Annotated in this window: 13 protein-coding genes; 4 read left to right on the top strand and 9 right to left on the bottom strand. The window is 61.3% G+C overall.

Translation table 11 applies throughout. The features are described 5' to 3' along the window. Positions 1-5: 5 nt before the first annotated feature. A protein-coding gene (locus NLY37_RS10980) for an IS3 family transposase (protein WP_502882107.1) occupies positions 6-1,345 on the bottom strand; the annotation gives its coding sequence in 2 pieces (ribosomal slippage) (positions 6-866 and positions 869-1,345; 1,338 coding nt in all). Between the two features lie 271 nt (positions 1,346-1,616). Here NLY37_RS10980 and NLY37_RS10975 point away from each other — a divergent pair. The 3 genes from NLY37_RS10975 (at position 1,617) to NLY37_RS10965 (ending at position 4,083) form a co-directional block, all read left to right on the top strand. Further along, positions 1,617-1,997: a c-type cytochrome gene (locus NLY37_RS10975; protein WP_023667668.1), complete on the top strand. Its 381-nt coding sequence runs from the start codon at positions 1,617-1,619 to the stop codon at positions 1,995-1,997. A gap of 152 nt (positions 1,998-2,149) precedes the next feature. Continuing rightward, entirely contained in the window at positions 2,150-3,082 is a 933-nt protein-coding gene (locus tag NLY37_RS10970) for a heme o synthase (RefSeq protein WP_023741492.1), read from the top strand. 179 nt (positions 3,083-3,261) lie between these two features. Next, entirely contained in the window at positions 3,262-4,083 is an 822-nt protein-coding gene (locus tag NLY37_RS10965) for a DUF2189 domain-containing protein (protein ID WP_023741491.1), read from the top strand. 62 nt (positions 4,084-4,145) lie between these two features. On the opposite strand, the gene NLY37_RS10960 is transcribed toward NLY37_RS10965, so the two are convergent. The 7 genes from NLY37_RS10960 to NLY37_RS10930 all read right to left on the bottom strand — a co-directional run bounded on the left by NLY37_RS10960 (position 4,146) and on the right by NLY37_RS10930 (position 10,594). Then, positions 4,146-4,544 carry a cytochrome C oxidase subunit IV family protein gene (locus NLY37_RS10960; protein ID WP_023741490.1) on the bottom strand — a complete coding sequence of 133 codons (399 nt, stop codon included), beginning with the start codon at positions 4,542-4,544 and terminating at the stop codon, positions 4,146-4,148. A gap of 9 nt (positions 4,545-4,553) precedes the next feature. Next, positions 4,554-5,276 (bottom strand): heme-copper oxidase subunit III family protein, encoded by a 723-nt coding sequence (locus NLY37_RS10955; protein ID WP_023667664.1) that lies wholly within the window; start codon positions 5,274-5,276, stop codon positions 4,554-4,556. Positions 5,277-5,289: 13 nt separating this feature from the next. Continuing rightward, positions 5,290-5,994 (bottom strand): cytochrome c oxidase subunit 3, encoded by a 705-nt coding sequence (locus NLY37_RS10950; protein ID WP_023741489.1) that lies wholly within the window; start codon positions 5,992-5,994, stop codon positions 5,290-5,292. Further along, on the bottom strand, positions 5,991-7,760 hold the full coding sequence (gene ctaD, locus NLY37_RS10945; RefSeq protein ID WP_023741488.1) for a cytochrome c oxidase subunit I: 1,770 nt from the start codon (positions 7,758-7,760) through the stop codon (positions 5,991-5,993). The genes NLY37_RS10950 and ctaD overlap by 4 nt, the downstream gene beginning before the upstream one ends. Before the next feature lie 22 nt (positions 7,761-7,782). Next, complete coding sequence (locus NLY37_RS10940; protein WP_023667661.1) at positions 7,783-8,667, bottom strand: cytochrome c oxidase subunit II; 885 nt, start codon at positions 8,665-8,667, stop codon at positions 7,783-7,785. 226 nt (positions 8,668-8,893) lie between these two features. Continuing rightward, positions 8,894-9,820, bottom strand: coding sequence for a DMT family transporter (locus tag NLY37_RS10935; protein ID WP_023705987.1), 927 nt, complete (start codon positions 9,818-9,820; stop codon positions 8,894-8,896). A gap of 132 nt (positions 9,821-9,952) precedes the next feature. Beyond that, a complete protein-coding gene (locus tag NLY37_RS10930; RefSeq protein WP_031246092.1) occupies positions 9,953-10,594 on the bottom strand; it encodes a glutathione S-transferase family protein in 642 nt (213 codons plus the stop codon). Positions 10,595-10,754: 160 nt separating this feature from the next. On the opposite strand from NLY37_RS10930, the gene NLY37_RS10925 reads away from it, so the two are divergent. Beyond that, positions 10,755-11,669: a LysR family transcriptional regulator gene (locus NLY37_RS10925; protein ID WP_023667658.1), complete on the top strand. Its 915-nt coding sequence runs from the start codon at positions 10,755-10,757 to the stop codon at positions 11,667-11,669. A gap of 25 nt (positions 11,670-11,694) precedes the next feature. On the opposite strand, the gene NLY37_RS10920 is transcribed toward NLY37_RS10925, so the two are convergent. Next, positions 11,695-12,315, bottom strand: a complete 621-nt coding sequence (locus tag NLY37_RS10920; RefSeq protein WP_023705985.1) for an isochorismatase family protein — start codon at positions 12,313-12,315, stop codon at positions 11,695-11,697. Positions 12,316-12,409: the final 94 nt, after the last annotated feature.

The following is a 12,409-nucleotide window of genomic DNA, read 5'->3' as shown; positions in this document are numbered from 1 at the left end:
ACGGTTCATTGAGCTGGTAGGTTTAAGGGCTGGTTCCTGTATTGCACAGGGGCCAGCCTGATGCGGCGGTGGTTGTAGTAGTCGATGTAGTCCGTGATGGCGTCGTCCAGGCTTTGAACGGTGTCGAAGGTTCCGGGATGGAAGAGCTCGGATTTGAGGATGGCAAAGAAGCTCTCCATTGGGGCGTTGTCGAGGCAATTGCCTTTGCGTGACATGCTCTGTTGAAGGCCTCTGGCTTCCAGCCTGCGTTGGAATGCCGACATTTGATACTGCCATCCCTGATCGGAATGCAGGATCGGCCGTTCGTCCTCACCAAGCCGGGCGAGGGCTTTGGTCAGCATATTGTCCACCAGTTTGAAGCGTGGCCGCCGCGCCGTCTCGAACGCGACGATCTCGCCATTGTAGAGGTCCATGACCGGGGACAGGTAGAGCTTGTCGCCGGCCAGGCTGAACTCCGTCACGTCGGTCACCCATTTGCGGTTAGCCCGGTCGGCGCCGAACTTGCGCTGCAACAGATCGGGAGCGGTCCGCCCAGCCTCGCCCCTGTAGGAGCGATACTTCTTCGGCCTGACCAGCGACTTCAATCCCATCCCGGCCATCAGGCTCTGGACGGTCTTGTGGTTGACGCGCCGGCCCAACCGGTGCAGTTGCGCAGTCACCCGGCGATAGCCGTAGCGACCCTTGTGGCTGTCGAAGATGGCCTTGATCGCCGCCTTCAGCGCCGCATGGCGGTCCGAGCGCTTCGCTGCTTTCTGTCTGTAATAGAACGTGCTGCGCGCAAGCTTCGCCAGCTCGAGCAGCCCCTCAAGCGAATGCAACGGCCTTAACGCCTGGACGGCTTGCGCTTTTTGGGCGCATGTCCCTGCGTTAAGGCCTCCAGTTTTTTTAGGTAGTCGTTCTCCATCCGCAGATGCTTCAGCTCAGCCAGCAGTTCTTCGCGGCTTTTGGCCTCGTCACTGGCTGCAACAGGCACTGCGGGGGACGGCGGCTTTGACATGGGTCGTCCTCTGGGACGTGGGCCGAGCGCCTCTATCCCGCCCGCATGATAGCGCTTCTCCCAGCCCGTCAGGCAACTGGCATTGCGGATATTGAACAATGCAGCCGTCTGCCGATACGACAGACCTTCCTCCCACATCCGCTCAAGCACCGACAGCCTGAACGCCGCGTCATAACGATCGTACTTGGCAGATAGCCCGGCATCTCCATGGGCCTGGTACAACGCAACCCACTTGCGAACAGTGGCCGCATCAACGCCATGCATTGACGCCGCGCTCGCGTAGCCCTCATCCTCGCCTAAATAGATGTCGACAACCGAGCGCTTGAAACTCTCGCTGTATTTGGACATGCAAAACCCCCGAAGGTTGTGTCCAACTTTCGGGGGTCAGTTCACGAGGCGGCCTTTTTCGTTGTGGCGGATGTGCCTTGAGCCACCGCAGCCCACCTGAACCTTTGTACGGTCGACCTGTTCTACCTACCGGCCAGATTCTGTGGTACACAGGTGGCGCAATTCCATCTGGGGAGAAGCGGAGAATCTATTCTGCCGTGCAGGGCGCATGCTGGTGCTACCGGCATGTGCGGACCGTCTGAGGCAAATTTGACGATCAGGGAGGAATGCCATGCGCTTGGTTGCGTTTTTCGCCGTCGTTTCCGTTGCAACTTTCATCGCCAATCCATCGCGGGCACAGGACGCTGCGGCGGGCGAGAAGGTCTTCACCAAATGCAAGGTCTGCCACGTCGCAGACCAAGACACCAACAAGATAGGCCCTTCGTTGCATGGCGTTATCGGCCGGACGGCCGGCACGCATCCGGATTTTAAATATTCCGAAGCCATGATCGCGGCCGGCACATCCGGCGTCAAATGGGATGAGCCGACACTGACGACGTATCTTCACGACCCCAAGGCAATGGTCAAAGGGACGAAGATGGCGTTTCCCGGCCTCAAGAAGGACGAGGACGTCGCCAACGTCATCGCCTATCTGAAGCAATTTTCCCCGTAACCTGGCTCTTCGGCCGGCCAGAGCGTTTCACCGTTTCACGGAAACGGCGATCCGCTCGATCTCTTTGTTCTTACGCAATTCCGGACGGAAAACCGCATACACTTTTCCTGGAATGCTCTAGGCTGCCCGGTTTCCATCGATGGTCGTCTCAAATGTCGGTCAAGGAAAGCCTCAAGGATACCGGCGTCCGCCTCTCGGAAGCGACGGCCAGTGATTTCTTTGCGCTCTTGAAGCCTCGGGTCATGGCCCTTGCCGTCTTTACCGCCTTCGTCGGTCTGATGGTGGCGCCCGGCGCGATGAACCCGGTCATCGCCGTGATCGCCATAGGTGCGATTGCGGTTGGAGCGGGAGCGGCCGGCGCGCTCAACATGTGGTACGACGCCGACATCGACGCGCTGATGTCGCGCACGTCAAAGCGGCCGGTTCCGTCGGGCCGCGTCACGGCGGGCGAAGCGCTCGGCTTCGGCCTGGTGCTTTCCGCACTTTCGGTCATGACGCTCGGCGTGCTGGTGGGCTGGCTTGCCGCGTCACTGCTGGCCTTCACCATCTTTTTCTACGTCGTCATCTATACGATGTGGCTGAAGCGCTCGACGCCGCAGAACATCGTCATCGGCGGCGCGGCGGGTGCCCTTCCTCCGATGATCGGCTGGGCGGCGGCCACCGGCGCCATCGGCATTGAAAGCCTCATCCTGTTCCTGATCATTTTCCTGTGGACGCCGCCGCATTTCTGGGCGCTCGCACTGTTCAAGGCCGGCGACTATGCCGCTGCCGGCATCCCGATGATGCCGAACGTGGCCGGCCAGGCCTCGACCAGAAGGCAGATCTTCGCCTATTCACTGCTCCTGGCACCGACCGGCGTGCTGCCCTGGGCGCTCGGATTCACGAGCGGGGTCTATGGGATTGTTTCGGCTGCATTGGGCGCGGGTTTCATCTGGCATGCCTGGAACGCCCTGGTCATCCTCGACAAGGAGATGAAGCCGGCCAAGGCGCTGTTTGCCTATTCGATCTTCTATCTTTTCGCGATCTTTGCCGTGCTGCTTGCCGATACCATCGCGATGCGCGCGTTCATGTCAGCCGGAGGGTGACGGCATGACGCTGTGTTCGGAAACTTCGCCTTCCGGGAGCCTTTTGTAAGAACGGGCGACAAGCTCCAGTCAATGGAGTATATTGATTGCGGTGCAGGTCGCGGTTCGCGTGGCCAGTCATGCAGAACGGCAGCACCGTGATACCGCGACCTTGCCGGACCTGGTCTGGAGGAACGGGCATGACAAGTTTTCACGTGATTGCAGGCGCCAGCGAAACGCTGGAACACACCAAAATCCGAAAAATCAGTGTTTCCGATCTTTTCGATGCGCTCAAGCGCGGTGTTGACGATTTTATGGTCAAACCGTCGCACATCGTCTTTCTCTGCCTGATCTATCCGCTTGTCGGCGTGGTGCTCGCTGCCTGGACTTCGGGTGCCAATGCGTTGCCGATGTTGTTTCCGCTGGTGTCCGGCTTTGCGCTTATCGGTCCATTCGCGGCGATCGGCCTTTACGAGATCAGCCGCAGACGAGAAGCCGGGCTCGACACCTCCTGGACGCACGCGTTCGAGGTCAGGAATTCTCCGGCCCTGCCAGCCATCGCCGCAGTCGGGATCATGCTGGTTGCAATCTTCATCGCCTGGCTTTTGGCGGCGCAGGTGTTCTACGAATATCTCTTCGGCCCGGCTCCGCCTGCATCGATTTCGGGCTTCATCAATGAAATATTTGCCACCGGACGCGGCTGGTCTCTGATTGTCCTGGGGCACGCCATCGGCTTCGTCTTCGCCGTGGTGGTGTTGTGCACGACGGTCGTCGCCTTCCCATTGTTGCTCGACCGCGACGTCGGCGCCTACGAAGCCATCCACACCTCGGTGCGAGTTGTGCTGGCGAACCCGATCCCCATGGCTGTCTGGGGACTGATTGTCGCCGTCGCCTTGATCATCGGCTCGCTGCCGGTGTTTGCCGGGCTGGCGGTCGTGCTGCCGATCCTGGGTCACGCCACCTGGCATGTCTACCGCAAGGTTGTGGAGCCGCCATCGTCCGCGAGGACGGTCGGCCTCTGACCCCGCAGATCAGCTGATGGGAAGCTTCATCTCCGGTCTTTGACCGGAGATGAAGCTGTGCGTCAGGGCCCCGGTCCGAAGAAGGACAACCGGGTGAGAAGCGTGTAGTCCGCTTCGAAGAGCATCATCGCCACGAACACCAATATCAGAAGCGGCGGCAGGATGATCGCATAGGTCAGCGCCAGCCGCTCCCAGGCCATGTGCATGAACACGGCGACGATCAGCCCGGCCTTGAGGATCATGAAGATCAGGATCAGAGACCATCTGAGATAGCCGTGGATGCCGAGATAATCGACCATGTAGGAGCAGGCGCTGAGGATGAACAGCCATGCCCAGACCACCAGATAGAGCTTGATCGGATGTTCCTGATGAACCTCCGCGACGCCGGTCGGTGGCCCTTGATGCGCATGATCAGAGTGCAGCGCGTGTTGCCCGAGGCCGTTTGCGGTTGCTTCAGCCATGTCAGCCTCTCACCAAAGATAGAAGAATGCGAAAATGAAGACCCAGACCAGGTCGACGAAATGCCAGTAGAGCCCCATGATTTCGACGTTCTCGTAGCGACCCCTGCGGCTGGTGAAGAAGCCGGGACGTCCGACGTCATAGTCTCCACGCCAGACCTTTCGCGCCACGATGATGAGGAAGATCACGCCGATCGTCACATGCGTGCCGTGGAAGCCGGTGATCATGAAGAAAGTCGAACCGAATTGTGCCGCGCCCCAGGGATTGCCCCACGGCCGTACCCCTTCGGTGATCAACTTGGTCCATTCGAAGGCTTGCATGCCGACGAAGGTGGCTCCTAGCGCTGCCGTCAGAAGCATGAGGATTGCGGTTTTGCGGCGGTCGCGGCGATAGCCGAAATTGACCGCCATGGCCATCGTTCCGCTGCTCGATATCAGCACGAAGGTCATGATGGCAATCAGGATCAGTGGAATGTCCGAACCGCCGATGCGAAGCGCAAAGACCTCGCTCGGATTGGGCCACGGCACACGTGTGGAGACGCGCGCGGTCATGTAGGAGAGCAGGAAGCAGCCGAAGATGAAGGTGTCGCTGAGCAGGAAGATCCACATCATGGCCTTGCCCCAGGACACGTTCTTGAACGCGCGCTGATCCGAGGACCAGTCGGCGGCGATGCCTTGCCAGCCTGCGGGCCGCGTCTCCGTTTGGCCGGTATGCGTCAGTGTCGTTTCTGCCATGCTCCTCGACCTCCTAGGTCAGCAACTGCCGGCAAATATCGATGAACGTCGCGGCCCAGCCGGCTAAAAGAGCGAAGATGGCGAGCCAGACGAAAAGCAGGAAATGCCAGTACATGGCGCATAATTCGACGCTGAGGCGAAGCCGTTCCGGCCGTGCGCCGTTCCAGGCGCCGGCGGTTGTCCTGCCCAGGCCCACCAGCCCTCCCACGATATGCAGGCCGTGCATCCCGGTTATCAGGTAGAAAAAACTGTTGGCCGGATTGGAGGCCAGAAAATAGCCATCGGCGGTCAGGTCCCGCCATGCCATGAGCTGCCCGATGAGGAAGGCGATCGCGGTGAGCCCAGCCGCAGCAAGGCCGAGCCTGACCGTGTCCATCTGGCGCTTGCGCGCCGCGATCGAGGCGCATTGCAGCGCGATGCTGCTCAGCACCAGCATGCCGGTGTTGAGCCAGAGCAGGCGTGGGATGGGCAGCGGCTGCCAGTCCGACAGCGCCATACGCATGAAGTAGGCGCTGGTGAACAGCGCAAACAGGCAGCCGACGACGGCGAGGAAGACACCGAGGCCGATCTTGGCGGTGGGCAGGCTCAATCGGTCGAAGGCGACAAAATCTCCTGCCACACCTTGCTCGAGCCATGGTTTCGTCATCAGCCGCTGATGCGAGAGCCACCAGCCGGCAAAGCCGGCGATCACGAGCAGGAAGACCAGGATGACGCTCATGCCGGCTCCCTGGAGGGGCCGAAGGTGCCCGGCATGTTTTGCGGAATGAAATCCTCCTTGGCGCCCGGCACGCTGTAGTCATAGGCCCAGCGATAGACGATCGGCAGATCCTTGCCGAAATTGCCATGCGCCGGTGGCGTCTGCGGTGTTTGCCATTCGAGTGTCGTGGCTCGCCATGGATTGCCACCGGCCTCGCGCCCATGGCGGATGCTCCAGATAAGATTGAACAGGAACACGATCTGGGCGAAGCCGACGACGAACGCCATGATGCTGATGAACGAGTTGAGGTGATGCGCCGACTCCGTCATGACCGTCACGTCGGTCAGTTCGGCATAGCGCCGCGGCACGCCCATCAGGCCGATGTAATGCATGGGAAAGAAGATCAGGTAGGCGCCGAGGAATGTGACCCAGAAATGGAACCGCCCGAGCGTCTCGTTCAGCATCCGGCCGGTGACCTTCGGGTACCAGTGGTAGATCGCGCCGAAGATGACGACGATCGGAGCAACACCCATGACCATATGGAAGTGAGCGACGACGAACATCGTGTCCGACAGCGGGACGTCGACGACGACGTTGCCGAGAAACAGCCCGGTCAACCCGCCATTGACGAAGGTGACGATGAAAGCCATGGCAAACAGCATCGGTATGGTGAGATGGATGTCGCCCCGCCACAGCGTCAGCACCCAATTGTAGACCTTGATCGCCGTCGGGATGGCGATGATCAGTGTCGTGGTGGCGAAGAAGAAGCCGAAATAGGGGTGCATGCCGCTGACATACATGTGGTGCGCCCAGACCACGAAGCTCAGCGCGCCGATGCCAACGATGGCCCAGACCATCATCCGGTAGCCAAAAATGTTCTTGCGCGCATGCGTGCTGATCAGATCGGAGACGATGCCGAAGGCCGGCAGCGCCACGATGTAGACTTCCGGGTGGCCGAAGAACCAGAACAGATGCTGGAACAGGATCGGGCTGCCGCCATTGTGCTGTAGCTGTTCCCCCATCTCGACAACCGCGGGCATGAAGAAGGAGGTTCCAAGCGCGCGGTCAAGCAGCATCATCACGCAGGCGACGAACAGCGCCGGAAAGGCGAGCAGCGCCATGATGGTGGCGGTGAAGATGCCCCAGACGGTCAGCGGCAGGCGCATCATCGTCATGCCGCGCGTGCGGGCCTGCAGCACCGTCACGACATAGTTCAGTCCGCCCATGGTGAAGCCGATGATGAACAGGATCAGCGAGACGAGCATCAGGATGATGCCCCATTCCTGGCCGCCAGGTGTGCCGGTCATGATGGCTTGCGGCGGATAGAGCGTCCAGCCGGCGCCGGTCGGTCCGCCGGGCGCAAAGAAGCTCGACACCAGAACCAGCACGGCAAGGAGGTAGATCCAGTAGCTCAGCATGTTGACATAGGGAAAGACCATGTCGCGGGCGCCGACCATCAGCGGGATCAGGTAGTTGCCGAAGCCGCCGAGGAAGAGTGCCGTGAGCAGGTAGATCACCATGATCATGCCGTGCATGGTGATGAACTGGTAGTAGGCCTCGGGGGTGATGAAATCGAACGTGCCGGGGAAGCCGAGCTGCAGCCGCATCAGCCAGGACAGCACCAGCGCGACCAGGCCGATGGCCGTTGCGGTCGCCGAATACTGGATGGCGATGACCTTGGCGTCCTGCGAGAAGACATACTTCGTCCACCAGCTGTGCGGATGGTAAAGCTCCATTTCCGCGACTTCGGCGGGCGGGACGGCATCTGCAGGCGTGATATCGACCATAGGCGGAGCACCTCCGTGCCCTTCAGCGGGACCCGACAGTTTCGAGTTTTGCCGCAACTTCTAGAGCTGACGCCGTCGCGTTGCCCGGCGCCTGTTCCACCGAGCCCGTCTGCTGCGGCGCCGACAACTGCGCGAACGTCTGCTGCTGGTCGAGCCAGGCCACATAGTCCTGCTCGGTATCGACCATGACGATGCCATGCATCATCGGGTGCCCCTGGCCGCACAGTTCGGCGCACAGAACCTGGAAGGTCCCGGTCTTGGTGGGGGTGAACCAGAAATAGGTGACCGAGCCCGGTATCATGTCCATCTTGGCGCGGAATTCCGGAACGTAGAAATCGTGCAACACATCGATCGAGCGCAGCAGCATCTTGACCGGCTTGCCGACCGGCAGATGCAGGTCGGCCGCTTCGACCACGACGTCGTCCTGGCCGCTGGGATCCTTGGCGATCACGCCCAGCGGATTTTCAGCGGTGACGTCGCGGGTGTCGGATGTGCCGAGTTTGCCGTCCTTGCCGGGCAAGCGGAAGCTCCACTGCCATTGCTGGCCGACGACTTCGACCACGGTTGCGTCGCTTGGAACGTTGACGAACCGGCTCCAGACAAACAGGCCGGGAACCAGCATGGCGGTAACACCCACTCCGGTGACGATCGTCAGCCACCATTCGAGCCGCTTGTTCTCCGGTTCGTAGGCCGCCTGGTTGCCTTCGCGGTGACGGAAGCGGAAAACGCAATAGGCCATGAATAGGACGACTGCGGCGAAGACGACGCCGGTAATCCAAAAGGTGATGATGATGGTGTTGTCGATATAGTCCCAATTCGAGGCAATCGGAGTCCACCACCATGGGCTCAGGAAGTGGAACAACACCGAGCCCACGACGATCAAAACGAGTACAACCACTATGGGCATGTCCCGTTCCTCCCGGTATTTCAGGGGGCGCGAAGCCGTCCCGGGAAAATACCAAGTGCATCATGCGTGATTTGCGATCGAAATTCTAGAGCCGGTTGTGGAAGGAGCGAAAAATTGCTTCTGCGGCGCCCGGACCTTGCTTCGTTGGTGACGCCGGAGCGACACCTGACCCCAAATCAGGGAGGGCAGGGGCTGGTTTGATTCGGCTTGCCTTGTTCCAGCGGGATCAAAGCGCCTTGATGATGATGCAGCCGGCCAAAAGCAGCACGACGCCGGCGAGCCGCATGCCGGAGACAAGCCGCTGCGGCAGGCGGAACCAGCCGAAGGTGTCGACGAAGATGCCGGCGACCTGCTGGCCGGCCACCGTCAGGCTGACGGCAGCTGCCGCTCCGATGACGGGGATGGCGGTGAACACGGTCGTGACATAGGTGGCGCCGGCAAAACCTCCGAGCCAGCCCCACCAGGGCATCGACGACAGGCCGGCGAGGCGAGGGCGGGGCGTCTTCGTCAGGGCAAGCGCGATCAGAAGCACCGCGGCCATGGCCAGCATCGCCACCAGGAACGAGATGGTGCCGACCGCAAACGGCGCGCCGCCAAGGTCGTGCCGAAGCAAGGCGTTTACAGCGCCTTGCACTGGAAGCACGGCGCCTGCCAGCAGCGCCAGTCCGATCCACCCTGGTCTTGAGGATGCGGTATTGTCGGCCGCGCCCTTCTGTCCCAGAACGATGAGGGCAGCCCCGGCAAGCAAGACGAGCATGCCGAAGGCAGGCCCGGCTCGCAGTCCGGCTTCGGGGATCCCGAGCCAGCCGAACGTGTCGAGGGCGAAGGATGCAAGCATCTGCCCAGCGATGAAGAGCCCGACGGACACGACGGCGCCAAGGCGAGGGAACAGAAGAATGGTCGAAACGACGTAGAAGGCCGAAGCCATGCCGCCGATCGCATGCCACCATTCGGCTTGCCGAACGGCAAGCAGAGCCGGTGTCGTTCCGGTGAGGGCCGTGATCGACAACAGCACGATGGCGCCGACCGCGAGCTGAAGCGTGGTCGCGGCAAAGGGTGAGCCGACCGCCTTTGAAAGTTGGGCGTTGGCGCCAGCCTGCACTGCGAGCAGGCCACCGGCGACAAGCGCCAGAGGGATGAAGAGGATTTCCACGATCGTATTCCTTGAATGCGGGGTGCGGCGGCTAGGGCATGATCCCAAAAAGTGGGTGCCGGTTTTTGGAAAAGATCATGCTCCAACAAAGGGTTAGGTCATGATGAGATTTCAACCAAATCTCATCATGATCTAAGCGGTCGCTGACGCTTCCGGCAGGGCGGGAACAGCGATCCCTCTGACAACTGCGGAGCGGCGGCCGATGGCCGCATACCAGCGCGCCAGGTTTGGTGTGTCATCGAGGCTGAGGCCGAGCTTGCTGACGGCCGCGTTGATCCATGGCCATGTCATCACATCGGCGATGCCGTAGCTTTTGCCGACAATGTGCTCATGGTGCTTTAGCCGGCTATCGAGAACGCGGAAGACACGTCCGGTTTCGCGCTCAAAACACTCGATCACGTAAGGGATTTTTGCCGGCGCGAAGATTTTGTAATTCCACAATTGGCCAAGCGTCGGGCCGACATGGGCCGCCTGGAACAAGGTCCAGGTCAGCGTATCGTCCGCCTCCTGCGCGCCCACCGGCTGAAGCTTGCCCGACCGTCGCGCCAGGTAGTGTAGGATGGCGCCGGATTCGAAGACCGTGCGGCCGGCGTCCCGGTCGACGATCACCGGGATCTTGTTGTTGGGATTGAGCGCCAGGAAATCAGGCTTGGTCTGGTCGCCCCTTTCGATGTCGACCAAGCGGACCGAGTAGGGCAGGCAGACCTCTTCCAGCATGATCGAGGCCTTGTGCCCGTTGGGTGTCTGGCAGGTGTAGAGTTCTATCGGCGTCATGGCTCTTCTCCGCGACTGTTTCTTTTGTCGTCGGACTCCATATGGCGTGCGTGCATGCGCAGATCGACATGCCGATTCGCCCGCTTGCTCTGCGTTTTTGCACAGCGAAGCGTCATTTTGGCTCGCAGAGCGCAGCGCTTTCTTTTATCTTTCTGCAAGAATGCACAGCTCACGCGATATCGACTGGGAAGATCTGCGCATGGTGCTGGCCGTCGCCGATGGCGCTTCGCTGGCGGCGGCGGCTCGGATCCTGGGCGTGAACCACACGACTGTGCTGCGGCGCGTCAACGCCTTCGAGGCGCGGCTGGGTATCCGCCTTTTCGATCGGCTGCCGACTGGCTATGCCCTCACCGCGGGCGGCGAGGAACTGCTGGGCGCGGCACGCACAATGGCCGAGACGGTCAATGAACTGGCGCGCAAACTGTCGGGGCAGGATCTCAGGTTCGAAGGCAGGTTGCGGGTCACCACCACCGACACGCTGATGGCGTCGGTGCTGCCGCCGATCCTGGCGGCGTTTCATAAGCTCCATCCCGGCATACGGGTCGAGGCGATGACGCAGAATTCCATCGCCAACCTGACGCAAAGGGATGCAGACGTGGCGATCAGGCCGGTGTCGCAACCGCAGGAAATCCTGGTCGGCCGGCGCATTTCGGGCGTCGCCTTCGCCGCCTACGCGACACGTTCCTACGCCGAAACGCTACCCCCGGAGCCGAGATTGGGTGCGCTGCGCTGGATCGCGCCCGACGACAGCCTAGCCAACACCGGCGTCGCCCGCTGGATGCGGTCGTCGCTGCCCGATGTCGAGATCGCCATGCGCGCCGATTCCCTGGTGACGATGTCGCATGCGGCGGGCGCCGGTATCGGGGTTGCGGCGCTGCCCTGTTATCTCGGCGACAGCCTGCCCGGGCTTGTAAGGGTCGGAGGGCTGATCGAGGAGATTGGCTCGGCGCTGTGGGTGCTGGTGCACGACGATTTGCGCCGCACGGCGCGCGTCCACGCCTTCACCAAATTCGTCTCCGGCGAATTGCAGCAGCGGCGCGACCTTCTTGAGGGCAGGCTCGGCGCCGGAGCTTGAGACGCACGCCAGCTGACGCGCGGGCTCAGCTCCGCAACAAGCTCCCAAGCTCTGCGACGGTCATCACGCGCCCGAACACCTTGCCTATGATGTCGAGGGTTGCATTGTGCGATGGCTCGTCCAGTCCGCCATTGGCGTCGCTGATGAAAGCCACCTTGTAGTCGCGCATGAAGGCGCTCCGCGCGGTGGATTCGCAGCAGATGCTGGTCACGGTGCCGATGATGATCACCGTGTCGACCCGGCCTGCGCCACGGATGTTGCGCAACACCGTCTCGATCTGCGTGTTGTGGAAGGCGTCGTAGCGGTGCTTCTTGATGACGACATCGCCGGGCAGGGGCGCAAGCGCGGCGACGATTTCGGCGCCGGCGCTGCCTTCCCGCATTCCTTTGGTTTTCAGCTTCGGCTGGTAGCTGGTTTCCAGCGGCGAGATATCGAAATGGTCGCTGAGCACATGCTGGGTGTAGATCACCGGGACGCCTTGCGCGCGGCAAAGCTCGACCACCTGCCGCATCGCCGGAATGCGATGGCGGGCCATGGCCACTTCCATGACGGCGCCCTCATCGACGAAGTCGCTTTGCATGTCGATGACCAGGAGGGCTGCGCGTTGCTTGTCGAACGGCCATGGTTCGTCGCCGGGCTGGGGCATTGCGTGTTTCCTGTTTCCGACGTTGATCAGGTGAGCAGCAGGCTCTTAATCGAGACATCGCAATTCCTGCCGATGACGATGTGATCGTGGATGG

Origin of the sequence: Mesorhizobium sp. C395A (assembly GCF_030323205.1) — a bacterium.
Classification (GTDB): domain Bacteria; phylum Pseudomonadota; class Alphaproteobacteria; order Rhizobiales; family Rhizobiaceae; genus Mesorhizobium.
Note: the sequence above shows the minus strand (reverse complement) of the source record. Positions and strands in the feature narration are given on the sequence as shown.

Coding starts and splice junctions, on each gene's coding strand:
- NLY37_RS10925 (WP_023667658.1), top strand. CDS start 10,755: ATGCACAGCTCACGCGATATCGACTGGGAAGATCTGCGCATGGTGCTG.
- ctaD (WP_023741488.1), bottom strand. CDS start 7,760: ATGGTCGATATCACGCCTGCAGATGCCGTCCCGCCCGCCGAAGTCGCG.
- NLY37_RS10960 (WP_023741490.1), bottom strand. CDS start 4,544: ATGGCTGAAGCAACCGCAAACGGCCTCGGGCAACACGCGCTGCACTCT.
- NLY37_RS10965 (WP_023741491.1), top strand. CDS start 3,262: ATGACAAGTTTTCACGTGATTGCAGGCGCCAGCGAAACGCTGGAACAC.
- NLY37_RS10940 (WP_023667661.1), bottom strand. CDS start 8,667: ATGCCCATAGTGGTTGTACTCGTTTTGATCGTCGTGGGCTCGGTGTTG.
- NLY37_RS10970 (WP_023741492.1), top strand. CDS start 2,150: ATGTCGGTCAAGGAAAGCCTCAAGGATACCGGCGTCCGCCTCTCGGAA.
- NLY37_RS10920 (WP_023705985.1), bottom strand. CDS start 12,315: ATGCCCCAGCCCGGCGACGAACCATGGCCGTTCGACAAGCAACGCGCA.
- NLY37_RS10950 (WP_023741489.1), bottom strand. CDS start 5,994: ATGAGCGTCATCCTGGTCTTCCTGCTCGTGATCGCCGGCTTTGCCGGC.
- NLY37_RS10955 (WP_023667664.1), bottom strand. CDS start 5,276: ATGGCAGAAACGACACTGACGCATACCGGCCAAACGGAGACGCGGCCC.
- NLY37_RS10975 (WP_023667668.1), top strand. CDS start 1,617: ATGCGCTTGGTTGCGTTTTTCGCCGTCGTTTCCGTTGCAACTTTCATC.
- NLY37_RS10930 (WP_031246092.1), bottom strand. CDS start 10,594: ATGACGCCGATAGAACTCTACACCTGCCAGACACCCAACGGGCACAAG.